The following is a 15,478-nucleotide window of genomic DNA, read 5'->3' on the forward strand; positions in this document are numbered from 1 at the left end:
GGCGCGGCCCCGGAGTCCGGGACCGCGCCGTGACGTTTCTGCCTGCTGTTGCTGGTCGGCGAGCCTCAGCTCGCGTCCTCCTCGCGCACCGCGCGGCGCGCGTCGGGGTTGAGCACTCCCCAGGAGATCAGCTGCTCGGTGAGGATCGACGGCGACTGGTCGTAGATCACGGCCAGAGTGCGCAGGTCGTCCTGGCGGATCGAGAGGACCTTGCCGTTGTAGTCGCCGCGCTGGCTCTGGATGGTCGCCGCGTAGCGCTGCAGCGGGCCGGCCTTCTCGGACGGGACCTGGGTCAGTCTCTCCAGGTCGAGGACCAGGCGCGGCGGCGGCTCGGCCGCGCCGCCCGGGGTGCCGCCGGGCAGGAGTTCCTGCACCGGAACGCCGTAGAACTCGGCGAGCTCGGCCAGCCGCTGCACGGTGACCGCACGGTCGCCGCGCTCGTACGAGCCGACGACGACTGCCTTCCAGCGCCCCTGGGACTTCTCCTCGACACCGTGCAGGGAGAGCCCCTGCTGGGTGCGGATCGCTCGGAGTTTGCCTCCGAGCTGCTTCGCGTAGTCGCTGGACATTGATCTCCCCGGACGAGATTGCTTCGCGTTCAGTGGTGGGTCACGGGCGATTGCCGACGTCGCTACCGGTGGGTTCGACGCCTGTCTCGTAACTCACTGTGAGGTTACGTAGAGTAAGGTAGTTGCGTCAAGCCGAATGGGGCAGTCGTGCGAATGGCCCGCATCGTCGGCGCGTCCGGGGCGTTAACCGGGCGAAGCGGAATGACGCAGGTCCGTTTGCCACTCCGGGGCGCTGGTAGGATGACCCGAAGCCCACGCCCGGTCGGCGGGGGCAGATTCCCAGACATCCTTTAAGGCCCGTCCCGTGAGGCGGGGAAGGAGGTCCGCTTCGGCATGACCACACACCAGGAACCGACGCCGCGGCCGCCGCACCAGGTGCTGGACGGCACGGACATCACCCGGGTCATCACCCGGATAGCGCACGAGATCGTCGAGCGCGCCAAGGGCGCGGAGGACGTCGTGCTGCTCGGCATCCACACCAGGGGCGTCCACCTCGCCCGCCGCCTGCACGACAGGCTGGCCCAGATCACCGGGAGCGAGATCCCGCTGGGCACCCTGGACATCACCATGTACCGGGACGACCTGCGGCTGAAGCCCGCCCGGGCCCTGGAGCACACCGAGATCCCGCCCGGCGGCATCGACGGCAAGCTCGTCATCCTCGTCGACGACGTGCTCTTCTCCGGCCGCACCATCCGCGCCGCGCTCGACGCGCTGAACGACATCGGCCGACCGCGCGCCGTGCAGCTCGCCGTGCTGGTCGACCGCGGCCACCGGGAGCTGCCGATCCGGGCCGACTACGTGGGCAAGAACCTCCCCACCTCGCTGCGCGAGGCCGTGCAGGTCCGCCTCTCCGACACCGACGGCGTGGACGCCGTCCTGGTCGGCGACCGCGACTACACCGCCCGCAGCTCGCAGGCCCTGGCCTCCCAGCCCACCGAACCGCACCTCCCGGAGTAACCCGCGTGAAGCGCCACCTCGTCTCCGCCGCCGATCTCAGCCGCGACGACGCGCTGCTGATCCTGGACACCGCCGAGGAGCTGGCCCAGCTCTCCGGCCGGGCCGTCAAGAAGTTGCCCACGCTGCGCGGCCGCACCGTCGTCAACCTGTTCTTCGAGGACTCCACCCGCACCAAGACCTCCTTCGAGGTCGCCGAGAAGCGGCTGTCCGCGGACGTCATCAACTTCTCCGCCAAGGGCTCGTCGGTCTCCAAGGGCGAGAGCCTCAAGGACACCGCGCTGACCCTCCAGGCGATGGGGGCCGACGCCGTCGTCATCCGCCACCACGCCTCGGGCGCGCCGGCCCGGCTGGCCCAGTCCGACTGGCTGCACGGCAGCGTGATCAACGCCGGTGACGGCACCCACGAGCACCCCACCCAGGCGCTGCTCGACGCGTTCACCATGCGCCGCCACCTCAACGCCGGGCTCGGCAACGACCTGGCCGGCCGGCGGGTGACCATCGTCGGCGACGTCCTGCACAGCCGGGTCGCCCGCTCCAACGTGCACCTGCTGACCACCCTCGGCGCCCAGGTGACCTTCGTCGCCCCGCCGACCCTGCTGCCGATCGGCATCGAACCCAACCCCGCTACCGGCGCAGCCGGGTGGCCCTGCGAGGTCAGCTACGACCTGGACAGCGTGCTGCCCAAGACCGACGCGCTGATGATGCTGCGGGTGCAGCGCGAGCGGATGAACGCCGCGTTCTTCCCGACCGAGCGCGAGTACAGCCGCCGCTACGGGATGAACGGCACCCGGATGGCCCAGCTGCCCGAGCACGCCATCGTGATGCACCCCGGCCCGATGGTCCGCGGCATGGAGATCACCGCCGAGGTCGCCGACTCGCCGCGCTGCACCGTGGTCGAGCAGGTCGCCAACGGCGTCTCCGTCCGGATGGCCGTCCTGTACCTGCTGCTCGGCGGAGCCACCCTCGCCGACACCGCCGCCCGCACCGACTCCGTGGAGAACGTCCAGTGACCAGCTACCTGATCCGCAACGCCAAGGTCCTGGGCGGCGCCCCGCAGGACCTCCACCTCGCCGACGGCGTGATCCGGGCGATCGGCACCGGCCTGGCGGTCGAGGCCGACATCGAGATCGACGCCTCCGGCATGATCGCGCTGCCCGGCCTGGTCGACCTGCACACCCACCTGCGCGAGCCCGGCCGCGAGGACGCCGAGACCGTGCTCACCGGCACCCAGGCCGCCGCGATGGGCGGCTTCACCGCCGTGCACGCGATGGCCAACACCACCCCGGTGGCCGACACCGCCGGCGTGGTCGAGCAGGTCTGGCGGCTCGGCCAGGAGGCCGGCTACTGCGACGTGCAGCCGGTCGGCGCCGTCACCGTCGGCCTGGAGGGCAAGAAGCTCGCCGAGCTCGGCGCGATGCACGAGTCCGCCGCGAACGTCCGGGTCTTCTCCGACGACGGCAAGTGCGTCGACGACGCGGTGCTGATGCGCCGCGCCCTGGAGTACGTCAAGGCCTTCGACGGCGTCGTCGCCCAGCACGCCCAGGAGCCGCGGCTGACCGAGGGCGCCCAGATGAACGAGGGCCAGGTCTCCGGCGAGCTCGGGCTCGGCGGCTGGCCGGCCGTCGCCGAGGAGTCGATCATCGCCCGCGACGTGCTGCTCGCCGCGCACGTCGGCTCCCGGCTGCACGTCTGCCACCTCTCCACCGCCGGCTCGGTCGAGATCGTCCGCTGGGCCAAGTCCAAGGGCTGGGACGTCACCGCCGAGGTCACCCCGCACCACCTGCTGCTGACCGACGAGATGGTCCGCTCCTACGACCCGGTGTACAAGGTGAACCCGCCGCTGCGCACCGCCGAGGACGTCCAGGCGCTGCGCAAGGCGCTCGCCGACGGCACCATCGACGCCGTCGCCACCGACCACGCGCCGCACCCGGCCGAGGACAAGGACTGCGAGTGGGCCGTGGCCGCGATGGGCATGGTCGGCCTGGAGACCGCGCTGTCGGTCGTGCAGCAGACCATGGTCGACACCGGCCTGCTGAACTGGGAGGGCGTCGCGGACCGGATGTCGCACCGCCCGGCCCGGATCGGCCGTCTCACCGGCCACGGCCGGCCGATCTCGGTGGGTGAGCCGGCCAACCTGGTGCTCTTCGATCCCGCGTACCGTGGGGCCGTGAACCCCGACAGCTTCGCCACCCGCAGCCGCAACACCCCCTACAAGGGCATGGACCTGCCCGGACGGGTGCACGCCACCTTCCTGCGCGGCCGCGCCACCGTGCTGGCCGGCGAGCTGGCCGAGCAGGGCGGGCTGGAGTGATGGACCACGCCGCACTCGCCAGGGAGCAGGCGAAGGTCACCAACTGGCCGGGTTACATCGGCTGGTCGATCGGGCTGCTGATCGTCATCGGCCTGGTCTACTGGCTGATGCGCCAGGGCTGGAACTGGCGGCGCACCCTGCAGTCCGGGATCCCGCCGCTGCCCGCCGTGCCGGCCCGCGCCGGCCGGACCATCCTGGAGACCAGCGGGCGCTACCACGGCACCACCACCGCCGGGAACTGGCTCGACCGGGTCGTCGCGCACGGCCTGGGCACCCGCAGCCGGGCCGACCTCACCCTCGGCGAGGACGGCCTGCTGGTGCAGCGCCCCGGCGACGTCGACTTCTGGATCCCGGCCGAGCACCTGACCGGTGCCCGTACGGACTCCGGGATCGCCGGCAAGGTCGTCCCCTCCGGGCTGCTCGTCGTCAGCTGGACGCACGAGGGCACCGAACTGGACTCCGGTTTCCGGGCCGACCACCCCGATGAGCACACCGCCTGGGTCGAGGCGATCGCCCAGGTCGCAACACGTACGAAGACGAAGAAGACGGAAGAGGCCGCGCAATGACCGCACCTGCCCCCACCACGCAGCGCCAACGGCGGGAGCGCATCCCGGCCGTGCTCGTCCTGGAGGACGGCCGGACCTTCGGCGGCCAGGCCTACGGCGCGACCGGCGAGACCTTCGGCGAGGCGGTCTTCAACACCGGCATGTCCGGCTACCAGGAGACCCTGACCGACCCGTCGTACCACCGCCAGGTGGTCGTGATGACCGCCCCGCAGATCGGCAACACCGGCTGGAACGACGAGGACGACGAGTCCAAGCGGATCTGGGTCGCCGGCTACGTCGTGCGCGACCCCGCCCGGGTGGCGTCCAACTGGCGCTCCCGCCGCTCGCTGGACGAGGAGCTCACCCGCCAGGGCATCGTCGGCATCAGCGGCATCGACACCCGCGCGCTGACCCGCCACCTGCGCGAGCGCGGCGCGATGCGCTGCGGCATCTTCTCCGGCGAGGCGCTGGCCGACCCGGCCGCCCTGCTCGCCCGGGTGCAGCAGTCGCCCGAGATGAAGGGCGCCGACCTGTGCGCCGAGGTGGCCACCACCGAGCCGTACGTCGTCCCCGCCGTCGGTGAGAAGCGGTTCACCGTCGCCGCGCTGGACCTCGGCATCAAGGCGATGACCCCGCAGCGGATGGCCGAGCGCGGCATCGAGGTGCACGTGCTGCCGGCCGACTCCACCCTGGAGGACGTCTACGCGGTCAACCCCGACGGCGTCTTCTTCTCCAACGGCCCGGGCGACCCGGCCACCGCCGACCACCAGGTCGCCCTCGCGCAGGGCGTGCTGGAGCGCAGGACCCCGTTCTTCGGGATCTGCTTCGGCAACCAGATCCTCGGCCGCGCCCTGGGCTTCGGCACCTACAAGCTCAAGTACGGCCACCGCGGCATCAACCAGCCGGTGCAGGACCGCACCACCGGCAAGGTCGAGGTGACCGCCCACAACCACGGCTTCGCCGTGAACGCACCGCTGGACCAGGTGAGCGACACCCCCTACGGGCGGGTCGAGGTCTCCCACGTCTGCCTCAACGACGACGTGGTCGAGGGCCTGCAGGCGCTCGACGTGCCCGCCTTCAGCGTGCAGTACCACCCCGAAGCGGCCGCCGGCCCGCACGACGCCGCCTACCTGTTCGACCGCTTCGTGAAGCTCATGGAGGGCCAGCGTGCCTAAGCGCACTGACATCAAGTCCGTCCTGGTGATCGGCTCCGGCCCGATCGTCATCGGCCAGGCCGCCGAGTTCGACTACTCCGGCACCCAGGCCTGCCGTGTCCTCAAGGCCGAGGGCCTGCGGGTCGTGCTGGTCAACTCCAACCCGGCCACGATCATGACCGACCCGGAGATCGCCGACGCCACCTACGTCGAGCCGATCACCCCCGAGTTCGTCGAGAGGATCATCGCCAAGGAGCGCCCCGACGCGCTGCTGCCGACCCTGGGCGGCCAGACCGCGCTGAACACCGCGATCTCGCTGCACGACGCGGGCACCCTGGAGAAGTACGGCGTCGAGCTGATCGGCGCCGACGTGGTGGCGATCAACAAGGGCGAGGACCGCGACCTGTTCAAGGGCGTCGTCGAGGCCGTCAAGGCCAAGATCGGGTACGGCGAGTCCGCCCGCTCGGTCATCTGCCACACCATGGACGAGGTGCTGGCCGGCGTCGACGAGCTCGGCGGCTACCCGGTCGTGGTGCGCCCCTCCTTCACCATGGGCGGCGCCGGCTCCGGCTTCGCCCACAACGAGGAGGACCTGCGCCGCATCGCCGGCCAGGGCCTGGCCCTCTCGCCGACCACCGAGGTGCTCCTGGAGGAGTCCATCCTCGGCTGGAAGGAGTACGAGCTGGAGCTGATGCGCGACAAGAACGACAACGTCGTGGTCGTCTGCTCCATCGAGAACTTCGACCCGATGGGCGTGCACACCGGTGACTCGATCACCGTCGCCCCGGCGATGACGCTCACCGACCGCGAGTACCAGATCCTGCGCGACATCGGCATCGCCGTCATCCGCGAGGTCGGCGTCGACACCGGCGGCTGCAACATCCAGTTCGCCGTCAACCCCGACGACGGCCGGGTCATCGTCATCGAGATGAACCCGCGCGTCTCCCGCTCCTCGGCGCTCGCCTCCAAGGCCACCGGCTTCCCGATCGCCAAGATCGCCGCCAAGCTGGCCGTCGGCTACACCCTGGACGAGATCCCCAACGACATCACCGAGGAGACCCCGGCCTCCTTCGAGCCGACCCTCGACTACGTCGTGGTCAAGGTGCCGCGGTTCGCGTTCGAGAAGTTCCCGAGCGCCGACGCGACGCTGACCACCACCATGAAGTCCGTCGGCGAGGGCATGGCGCTCGGCCGCAACTTCCCCGAGGCGCTGCAGAAGGCGCTGCGCTCGCTGGAGAAGAAGGGCTCCCAGTTCAGCTGGACCGGCCCGCTGGGCGACAAGTCCGAGCTGCTGGCCAAGGCGGTCGTGCCGACCGACGGCCGGATCAACACCGTGATGGACGCCATCCGGGCCGGCGCCACCCCGGAGGAGGTGTTCGAGGCCACCAGGATCGACCCGTGGTTCGTCGACCAGCTCTTCCTGCTGGACGAGATCGCCGTCGAGCTGGCCGAGGCCGCCGAGCTCACCCCCGAGCTGCTGCGCCACGCCAAGCGGCACGGCTTCTCCGACCAGCAGATCGGCGAGATCCGCGGCCTGAAGCCGGACGTCGTCCGCGAGGTGCGCCACGCGCTCGGCATCCGCCCGGTGTTCAAGACCGTCGACACCTGCGCCGCCGAGTTCGCCGCCAAGACCCCGTACTTCTACTCCTCGTACGACGAGGAGAGCGAGGTCGCCCCGCGCACCAAGCCGGCCGTGATCATCCTCGGCTCGGGCCCGAACCGCATCGGCCAGGGCATCGAGTTCGACTACTCCTGCGTGCACGCCTCCTTCGCGCTGGCCGACGCCGGGTACGAGACCGTCATGGTCAACTGCAACCCGGAGACCGTCTCCACCGACTACGACACCTCCGACCGGCTCTACTTCGAGCCGCTCACGCTGGAGGACGTGCTGGAGATCGTCCACGCCGAGCAGCAGGCCGGCCCGCTGGCCGGTGTGATCGTCCAGCTCGGCGGCCAGACCCCGCTGGGCCTGGCCCAGGCGCTCAAGGACAACGGCGTGCCGATCGTCGGCACCCAGCCCGAGGCGATCGACCTCGCCGAGGAGCGCGGCGCCTTCGGCCGCGTGCTGCGCGACGCCGGCCTGCCCGCCCCCAAGCACGGCACCGCCTTCTCCTTCGAGGAGGCCAAGGCGATCGCCGACGAGATCGGCTACCCGGTCCTCGCCCGCCCGTCCTACGTGCTCGGCGGCCGCGGCATGGAGATCGTCTACGACGAGGCCTCGCTCGCCTCCTACCTGGAGCGGCACGCCGGTCTGATCTCCGAGCACCCGGTGCTGATCGACCGCTTCCTCGACGACGCGGTGGAGATCGACGTCGACGCGCTCTACGACGGCACCGAGCTCTACCTCGGCGGCGTCATGGAGCACATCGAGGAGGCCGGCATCCACTCCGGCGACTCCGCCTGCGCGCTGCCCCCGATCACCCTCGGCGGCTACGACATCAAGCGCCTGCGCACCTCCACCGAGGCCATCGCCCGCGGTGTCGGCGTCCGCGGCCTGATCAACATCCAGTTCGCGCTGGCCGGGGACATCCTCTACGTGCTGGAGGCCAACCCGCGCGCCTCCCGCACCGTCCCGTTCACCTCCAAGGCCACGGCCGTGCCGCTGGCCAAGGCCGCCGCCCGGATCTCGCTCGGCGCCACCATCGCCGAACTGCGCGCCGAGGGCCTGCTCCCGGCGGAGGGCGACGGCGGCACGCTGCCGGCCGACGCCCCGATCGCGGTCAAGGAGGCCGTGATGCCGTGGAGCCGCTTCCGCGACATCCACGGCCGCGGCGTGGACACCGTGCTCGGCCCGGAGATGCGCTCGACCGGTGAGGTCATGGGCATCGACAGGGTCTTCGGCACGGCGTACGCCAAGGCGCAGGCCGGCGCGTACGGCGCGCTGCCGACCCGGGGCAAGGTCTTCGTCTCGGTCGCCAACCGGGACAAGCGCAACCTGGTCTTCCCGGCCCGGGCGCTGGTCAACCTCGGCTTCGAGGTGCTCGCCACCGCCGGCACCGCCGAGGTGCTGCACCGCGGCGGCATCCCGTCCACGCTGGTGCGCAAGCACAGCGAGGGCGAGGGCCCGAACGGCGAGAAGACCATCGTCCAGCTGATCCACGACGGCGAGGTCGACCTGATCATCAACACGCCGTACGGCACCGGCGGTCGCCTCGACGGCTACGAGATCCGCACGGCCGCGGTCTCCCGCGGGGTGCCGTGCCTGACCACCGTCCAGGCGATGGGCGCGGCGGTCCAGGGCATGGACGCGCTGCTGCGCGACGAGGTCGGAGTGATGTCGCTCCAGGAGCACGCCGAGCTGATCAACGCCGGCCGCAAGTAGCACCACCGCAGTGGGGGGCACCGGAGTCGCATTGGTGCCCCCCACTCGTATGCCCACCCGTCGCCCACCACCACCCTTCTTTCGACGGGCTGCGCCCGGGCCCTTAATTACGGTTCTCGCTGCGGGAGTTGACCCCCTTTGTACAAGCTTCTGTTCGACCTCGTCTTCAAGAAGATGGACCCCGAGAAGGCCCACCACCTGGCCTTCTTCTGGATCCGCCTCGCCTCCTCCGTTCCCGGCCTGCGCACCCTGGTCCGGCTGGTCCTCGCCCCGCGCGACCGGGCGCTGCGGACCCGGGCCCTCGGGCTGGACCTGCCCGGCCCGTTCGGCCTCGCGGCCGGCTTCGACAAGAACGGCGTCGGCATCGACGGCCTGGCGATGCTCGGCTTCGACTACGTCGAGATCGGCACCGTCACCGGCGAGCCCCAGCCCGGCAACCCGGCGCCCCGGCTGTTCCGCCTGGTCGAGGACCGCGCGCTGATCAACCGGATGGGCTTCAACAACCAGGGCTCGGCCCGGGTCGCCGCCCGGCTGGCCGCCCGTCCGCACACCAGCTCCACCCCGGTGATCGGCGTCAACATCGGCAAGACCAAGGTGGTCGAGGAGGCCGACGCCGTCGCCGACTACGTCAAGTCGACCGAGCGGCTGGCCAAGTACGCCGACTACCTGGTGGTCAACGTCAGTTCGCCGAACACCCCCGGGCTGCGCAACCTCCAGGCCGTCGACCACCTGCGCCCGCTGCTCGCCGCGGTGCGCGAGGCCGCCGACCGCACCACCGCGCACCGCGTGCCGCTGCTGGTCAAGATCGCCCCCGACCTGGCCGACGAGGACGTCGACGCGGTCGCCGACCTCGCCCTGGAACTGGGCCTGGACGGCATCATCGCCACCAACACCACGATCGGGCGCGAGGGCCTGCGGGCCGACGCGAAGCGGGTCGAGGAGATCGGCATGGGCGGCCTGTCCGGCGCCCCGCTGAAGGCCCGGGCCCTGGAGGTGCTGCAGCGGCTGCGCGCCCGTACCGGGGGCCGGCTGACGCTGGTCTCGGTCGGCGGCGTGGAGACCGCCGAGGACGCCTGGCAGCGGATCATCCACGGCGCCGACCTCGTGCAGGGCTACAGCGCCTTCATCTACGAGGGTCCGTTCTGGTGCCGCCGGATCCACAAGGGCCTGTCGGCCCGGATCCGCGCCGCCGGCTTCCGTGACCTCGCGGCGGCCGTCGGCAGCGCCGTCCGCGGCGCCTGAGCGACGCCGCCCGCACCCCTTGAACGATCGCCCGCCCCCGGACCGGCCCGCCCGGCCCCCGGGACGCCCGCACGACCCTCGGAACGCCCGCATGACCCTCGGAAAGGACGCCATGACCCTCGCCCCGTTCGGCACCCGGCTTCGCCAGGCCCTCGACACCCGCGGCCAGCTCTGCGTCGGCATCGACCCGCACGCCTCCCTGCTCTCCGCCTGGGGCCTCGGCGACGACCTCGCCGGGCTGGAGACCTTCAGCCGCACCGTGGTGGAGGCGCTGGCCGACCGGGTCGCCGTGCTGAAGCCGCAGGCCGCCTTCTTCGAGCGCTTCGGCAGCAAGGGCGTCGCGGTGCTGGAGAAGAGCGTCGAGGAGGCCCGGGCGGCCGGCGCGCTCGTTCTGATGGACGCCAAGCGCGGCGACATCGGCTCCACCATGGCCGCCTACGCCGAGGCCTTCCTGTCGCCCGGCAGCCCGCTGTTCTCGGACGCCGTCACGGTCAGCCCGTACCTGGGCTTCGGCTCGCTGCGCCCGGCCCTGGACCTGGCCCGCGAGCAGGGCTGCGGGGTGTTCGCGCTGGCGCTCACCTCCAACCCGGAGGGCGCCGAGGTGCAGCGGGCCGTCGGCGCGGACGGCGAGCCGGTCGCGGCGTCGGTGCTGCGGCAGTTGGCGGCCGAGAACGCGGACGCGGCGCCGCTGGGCTCCTTCGGCGCGGTGGTCGGCGCGACGCTGGCCGACGCGGGCGTGGACCTGGCCATCAACGGCCCGCTGCTGGCCCCCGGGATCGGCGCCCAGGGCGCGACCATGGCGGACCTGCCGCGGGTGTTCGGCGCCTCGGTGCTCAACGTGGTGCCGAGCGTCAGCCGCGACGTGCTCAAGCACGGTCCGTCGGTGTCGGCCCTGCGGGAGGCGGCGGAGCGCTTCGTCGGGGAGTTCGCGGACGCCGTCAAGTAGCGGAAGGCATCCGGCCAGTAGCCGTCCGGTGACCGTGCGCAGTGTCCGCAGGACGGCGGCGCGGCACCGGAGTTGACGTGAGCGCCGTCACATCGGCCCCGCCGAAGTCTCGCAATCGCGGTCATTTTGCCCTGGAAAGTCCTGGTCGGCCTTGGCTGACCAGGACTTTTCGTGTTCTTTTCCTGACGTGGCGCCGCAATACGGGTAGTGTCCGGCGATAGGTCATCGGCGAGCCGCGAACCCGTAGCTCCCGCAGGTCAGGGCCCTGTGGTTCTCCATTGGGCTCCTCTTGCGGACGGTGTCCTAGGTACCGAACCAGTCATAGCTCAATCCCTTCCTTCCACACCCTGAGGTGAACGGCGTGGCTCTTCCGCCCCTTACCCCTGAACAGCGCACCGCCGCGCTCGCCAAGGCCGCCGAGGCTCGCCGGGAGCGCGCCGAGGTCAAGAACCGGCTCAAGCACTCCGGCGCCTCCCTGCACGAGGTGATCAAGGCCGGCAAGAATGACAACGACGTCATCGGCAAGATGAAGGTGTCGGCCCTGCTGGAGTCCCTTCCGGGCGTCGGCAAGGTCCGTGCCAAGCAGATCATGGAGCGCCTCGGCATCAGCGAGAGCCGCCGTGTCCGCGGTCTCGGCACGAACCAGATCGCCTCCCTGGAGCGGGAGTTCGGCGGTGGCGCCGCCTGACCGTGCCCCCGTGGTCCCGGGATCGTCCGCGATCCGGGATAATCGGTGCATGAGTGAGCGTCCGCGGCTGACCGTGCTCTCCGGCCCCTCGGGGGTCGGCAAGAGCACGGTCGTCGCTCATATGAGGAAGATGTACCCCGAGGTCTGGCTCTCGGTGTCGGCCACCACCCGGCACCCGAGGCCCGGCGAGAAGAACGGGGTCCAGTACCACTTCGTCGACAACGACGAGTTCGACAAGCTGGTCGCCAACGGCGAGCTGCTGGAGTGGGCCGAGTTCGCCGGGAACCGCTACGGCACCCCGCGCGCGGCCGTGCTGGAGAAGCTGGAGCGTGGCGAGCCCGTCCTGCTGGAGATCGATCTGCAGGGCGCCCGTCAGGTGCGCGCGTCGATGCCGGAGGCCCAGCTGGTCTTCCTGGCCCCGCCGAGCTGGGACGAGCTGGTCCGCCGGCTGACCGGCCGGGGCACCGAGCCGCAGGACGTGATCGAGCGGCGGCTGGAGGCGGCCAAGGTCGAGCTCGCGGCCGAGACCGAGTTCGACACGACCCTTGTCAACACCTCCGTCGAGCAGGTAGCGGCCGAACTGCTAGCCTTGCTCGGTGTAGCCTGACCTGTCAGTCTTTTCCACCCTTTCGGAAGGTTTTCGCGTGTCCTCTTCCATGACCGCGCCCGAGGGCATCATCAACCCGCCGATCGACGAGCTGCTTGAGGCCACCGACTCGAAGTACAGCCTCGTGATCTACGCCGCCAAGCGCGCGCGCCAGATCAACGCGTACTACTCCCAGCTCGGCGAGGGCCTGCTGGAGTACGTCGGCCCGCTGGTCGACACCCACGTGCACGAGAAGCCGCTGTCGATCGCGCTGCGCGAGATCAACGCGGGCATGCTGACCGCCGAGGCGGTCGAGGCTGCCTGAGGCAGACCCGTACCTTCACCTGAGGGCCCGGCGGAAACGATTCCGCCGGGCCCTCCGGTGTTCGCTGCCACGGATGCCCGCCGCGGGTACCCGTACATGCGGGTGCCCGTCGAGGGTGTTCGCTGGGAGGTGGGGCACCGTGCGGGTGGCGGTCGAGGGGCCGTAGGGTGAGCGGGTTCCCCGGGATGATCAGGTTCCCGGCGGTGGTCAGGTTTCCGATGCGGAGAGAGGCCGGTACATGAGCGCGAGTGCGGACGCCCCCCGTGTGGTCCTCGGCGTCAGCGGCGGGATCGCCGCCTACAAGGCGTGCGAGCTGCTGCGCCGGTTCACCGAGTCCGGCCACCAGGTCACCGTGGTGCCCACCGCGGCGGCGCTGCACTTCGTCGGCGAGGCCACCTGGGCGGCGCTGTCCGGCCGCCCGGCCGCGACCGAGACCTGGGAGGACGTGCACGAGGTCCCGCACGTGCGGATCGGTCGGCAGGCCGACCTGGTGGTGGTCGCCCCCGCCACCGCGGACCTGATGGCCAAGGCCGCCCACGGGCTCGCCGACGACCTGCTGACCAACACCCTGCTCACGGCCGGCTGCCCGGTCGTCCTGGCGCCCGCGATGCACACCGAGATGTGGGAGCACCCGGCCACCCAGGAGAACGTGGCCACGCTGCGCCGCCGGGGCGTGATCGTCCTGGAGCCCGCCGTCGGGCGGCTGACCGGCGCGGACACCGGCAAGGGGCGGCTGCCCGACCCCGCCGCGATCTTCGACGCCTGCCGGGCCGTGCTGCGCCGCGGCGGTGCGGTGCCGACCGACCTGGCCGGCCGGCACGTGGTGGTCTCGGCCGGCGGCACCCGGGAGCCGCTGGACCCGGTGCGCTTCCTCGGCAACCGCTCCTCCGGCAAGCAGGGCTACGCGCTCGCCGTGACCGCCGCGGCGCGCGGGGCGAGGGTGACCCTGGTTTCGGCCAACGCCGAGCTGCCCGACCCGGCCGGGGTGGACGTGGTGCACGTCTCGACCGCGCTGGAGCTGCGCGAGGCGGCGCTGAAGGCGGCCGAGGACGCGGACGCCGTGGTGATGGCCGCGGCGGTGGCGGACTTCCGGCCCGCCGAGTACGCGACCGGCAAGATCAAGAAGGTCGAGGGCGTCGAGCCGGCGCCCGTCGCGCTGGTCCGCAACCCCGACGTGCTGGCCGAGCTGTCGGCGCACCGCCCCCGTTCGGCTCAACTCGTGGTGGGTTTCGCGGCGGAGACCGACGACGTGCTCGCCAACGGCCGCGCCAAGCTCGCGCGCAAGGGCTGCGACCTGCTGGTGGTCAACGAGGTCGGCAACGGCAAGGCCTTCGGCCAGGACGTCAACGAGGCCGTGGTGCTTGGCTCGGACGGCAGCGAGACCCCCGTACCGGTGGGCCCGAAGGAGGCGCTCGCGGACGTCGTCTGGGATCTGGTCGCAAAGCGGTTGGAACCGGGGCGGAACTGATCGAGTTCCGATCGAGAACGTTCTTGATTTCCCGAAGCGGGTGACGTTCGACGGAACCAGCCGGTTAGACTCCAGGAATCAAGTCTTTCCGGATGTCCCCGGTTCGCCGGGGGCCTTCAGTCAGCAGCCGCTGCAACCCCAGGGAGCGCTGTGTCTCGCCGCCTGTTCACCTCGGAGTCCGTGACCGAGGGACACCCCGACAAGATCGCTGACCAGATCAGCGACACCATCCTTGACGCTCTCCTGCGGGAGGACCCGACGTCCCGGGTCGCCGTGGAGACGCTCATCACGACCGGCCAGGTGCACGTGGCCGGCGAGGTGACCACCAAGGCGTACGCGCCGATCGCCCAGCTCGTCCGGGACAAGATCCTGGAGATCGGTTACGACAGCTCCAAGAAGGGCTTCGACGGCGCCTCCTGCGGCGTCTCGGTGTCCATCGGTGCCCAGTCGCCCGACATCGCGCAGGGTGTCGACACCGCGTACGAAGCCCGGGTCGAGGGTGATGAGGACGACCTGGACAAGCAGGGTGCCGGCGACCAGGGCCTGATGTTCGGCTACGCGTCCGACGAGACGCCCGAGCTGATGCCGCTGCCGATCACCCTGGCGCACCGCCTCTCCCGCCGCCTCACCGAGGTCCGCAAGAACGGGACCATCCCGTACCTGCGCCCCGACGGCAAGACCCAGGTCACCATCGAGTACGACGGCGACAAGGCCGTCCGCCTCGACACGGTGGTCGTCTCCACCCAGCACGCCAGCGACATCGACCTGGAGTCGCTGCTGACCCCGGACATCCGCGAGTTCGTCGTGGAGCCGGAGCTGAAGGCGCTGGCCGAGCAGGGCATCAAGCTGACCACCGACGGCTACCGCCTGCTGGTCAACCCGACCGGCCGCTTCGAGATCGGCGGCCCGATGGGCGACGCCGGCCTCACCGGCCGCAAGATCATCATCGACACCTACGGCGGCATGGCCCGTCACGGTGGCGGCGCCTTCTCGGGCAAGGACCCGTCCAAGGTGGACCGCTCGGCCGCGTACGCGATGCGCTGGGTGGCGAAGAACATCGTCGCCGCCGGCCTCGCCGCCCGCGCCGAGGTGCAGGTCGCGTACGCGATCGGCAAGGCCGAGCCGGTCGGCCTGTTCGTGGAGACCTTCGGCACCGAGACCGTGCCGGTCCTCACCATCCAGAAGGCCGTCTCCGAGGTCTTCGACCTGCGTCCGGCCGCGATCATCCGCGACCTGGACCTGCTGCGGCCCATCTACTCCCAGACCGCCGCGTACGGCCACTTCGGCCGTGAGCTGCCGGACTTCACCTGGGAGCGCACCGACCGGGTCGAGCAGCTGAAGGCTGCCGTCCAGGACTGACCTGGT

General features: G+C 71.2%; 14 protein-coding genes. 13 read left to right on the forward strand and 1 reads right to left on the reverse strand.

From position 1 onward, the window contains the following. Positions 1–65: 65 nt before the first annotated feature. Positions 66–569, reverse strand: a complete 504-nt coding sequence (gene bldD / locus ACZ6Z8_RS25605; protein ID WP_030056198.1) for a transcriptional regulator BldD — start codon at positions 567–569, stop codon at positions 66–68. 333 nt (positions 570–902) lie between these two features. Between bldD and pyrR the strand changes: the two genes are divergently transcribed. The 13 genes from pyrR to metK all read left to right on the forward strand — a co-directional run bounded on the left by pyrR (position 903) and on the right by metK (position 15,472). Next, entirely contained in the window at positions 903–1,526 is a 624-nt protein-coding gene (gene pyrR / locus ACZ6Z8_RS25610) for a bifunctional pyr operon transcriptional regulator/uracil phosphoribosyltransferase PyrR (RefSeq protein WP_465612389.1), read from the forward strand. 5 nt (positions 1,527–1,531) lie between these two features. Then, positions 1,532–2,536 carry an aspartate carbamoyltransferase catalytic subunit gene (locus tag ACZ6Z8_RS25615; protein ID WP_465612390.1) on the forward strand — a complete coding sequence of 335 codons (1,005 nt, stop codon included), beginning with the start codon at positions 1,532–1,534 and terminating at the stop codon, positions 2,534–2,536. After that, complete coding sequence (locus ACZ6Z8_RS25620) at positions 2,533–3,837, forward strand: dihydroorotase (RefSeq protein ID WP_465612391.1); 1,305 nt, start codon at positions 2,533–2,535, stop codon at positions 3,835–3,837. Before ACZ6Z8_RS25615 ends, ACZ6Z8_RS25620 begins: the two co-directional genes overlap by 4 nt. Then, entirely contained in the window at positions 3,837–4,403 is a 567-nt protein-coding gene (locus ACZ6Z8_RS25625; RefSeq protein ID WP_465612392.1) for a PH-like domain-containing protein, read from the forward strand. The genes ACZ6Z8_RS25620 and ACZ6Z8_RS25625 overlap by 1 nt, the downstream gene beginning before the upstream one ends. Next, positions 4,400–5,557: a glutamine-hydrolyzing carbamoyl-phosphate synthase small subunit gene (carA, locus tag ACZ6Z8_RS25630; RefSeq protein WP_465612393.1), complete on the forward strand. Its 1,158-nt coding sequence runs from the start codon at positions 4,400–4,402 to the stop codon at positions 5,555–5,557. Before ACZ6Z8_RS25625 ends, carA begins: the two co-directional genes overlap by 4 nt. After that, entirely contained in the window at positions 5,550–8,858 is a 3,309-nt protein-coding gene (gene carB / locus ACZ6Z8_RS25635) for a carbamoyl-phosphate synthase large subunit (protein WP_465612394.1), read from the forward strand. The genes carA and carB overlap by 8 nt, the downstream gene beginning before the upstream one ends. A 138-nt stretch (positions 8,859–8,996) precedes the next feature. Continuing rightward, positions 8,997–10,100 (forward strand): quinone-dependent dihydroorotate dehydrogenase, encoded by a 1,104-nt coding sequence (locus tag ACZ6Z8_RS25640; RefSeq protein ID WP_465612395.1) that lies wholly within the window; start codon positions 8,997–8,999, stop codon positions 10,098–10,100. Positions 10,101–10,212: 112 nt separating this feature from the next. Continuing rightward, positions 10,213–11,046, forward strand: a complete 834-nt coding sequence (pyrF, locus tag ACZ6Z8_RS25645) for an orotidine-5'-phosphate decarboxylase (protein WP_465612419.1) — start codon at positions 10,213–10,215, stop codon at positions 11,044–11,046. A gap of 361 nt (positions 11,047–11,407) precedes the next feature. After that, positions 11,408–11,734 (forward strand): integration host factor, actinobacterial type, encoded by a 327-nt coding sequence (gene mihF, locus ACZ6Z8_RS25650; RefSeq protein ID WP_030290269.1) that lies wholly within the window; start codon positions 11,408–11,410, stop codon positions 11,732–11,734. Between the two features lie 49 nt (positions 11,735–11,783). Further along, the gene (gmk, locus tag ACZ6Z8_RS25655) at positions 11,784–12,341 is read left to right on the forward strand and encodes a guanylate kinase (RefSeq protein WP_402816428.1); all 558 of its coding nucleotides are present in this window, start codon (positions 11,784–11,786) and stop codon (positions 12,339–12,341) included. Between the two features lie 37 nt (positions 12,342–12,378). Next, complete coding sequence (gene rpoZ, locus ACZ6Z8_RS25660; protein ID WP_030056185.1) at positions 12,379–12,645, forward strand: DNA-directed RNA polymerase subunit omega; 267 nt, start codon at positions 12,379–12,381, stop codon at positions 12,643–12,645. Between the two features lie 238 nt (positions 12,646–12,883). After that, positions 12,884–14,113: a bifunctional phosphopantothenoylcysteine decarboxylase/phosphopantothenate--cysteine ligase CoaBC gene (coaBC, locus tag ACZ6Z8_RS25665; RefSeq protein WP_465612396.1), complete on the forward strand. Its 1,230-nt coding sequence runs from the start codon at positions 12,884–12,886 to the stop codon at positions 14,111–14,113. A gap of 150 nt (positions 14,114–14,263) precedes the next feature. Next, positions 14,264–15,472, forward strand: a complete 1,209-nt coding sequence (metK, locus tag ACZ6Z8_RS25670) for a methionine adenosyltransferase (RefSeq protein WP_402816430.1) — start codon at positions 14,264–14,266, stop codon at positions 15,470–15,472. The last annotated feature ends 6 nt before the right edge of the window (positions 15,473–15,478 follow it).

This window comes from Kitasatospora sp. NPDC101108, assembly GCF_055584725.1.

What these genes read in the sequence shown, in the direction of transcription:
- gmk (WP_402816428.1), top strand. Translation starts at nt 11,784, where the DNA reads ATGAGTGAGCGTCCGCGGCTGACCGTGCTCTCCGGCCCCTCGGGGGTC.
- ACZ6Z8_RS25625 (WP_465612392.1), top strand. Translation starts at nt 3,837, where the DNA reads ATGGACCACGCCGCACTCGCCAGGGAGCAGGCGAAGGTCACCAACTGG.
- pyrR (WP_465612389.1), top strand. Translation starts at nt 903, where the DNA reads ATGACCACACACCAGGAACCGACGCCGCGGCCGCCGCACCAGGTGCTG.
- coaBC (WP_465612396.1), top strand. Translation starts at nt 12,884, where the DNA reads ATGAGCGCGAGTGCGGACGCCCCCCGTGTGGTCCTCGGCGTCAGCGGC.
- pyrF (WP_465612419.1), top strand. Translation starts at nt 10,213, where the DNA reads ATGACCCTCGCCCCGTTCGGCACCCGGCTTCGCCAGGCCCTCGACACC.
- carA (WP_465612393.1), top strand. Translation starts at nt 4,400, where the DNA reads ATGACCGCACCTGCCCCCACCACGCAGCGCCAACGGCGGGAGCGCATC.
- bldD (WP_030056198.1), bottom strand. Translation starts at nt 569, where the DNA reads ATGTCCAGCGACTACGCGAAGCAGCTCGGAGGCAAACTCCGAGCGATC.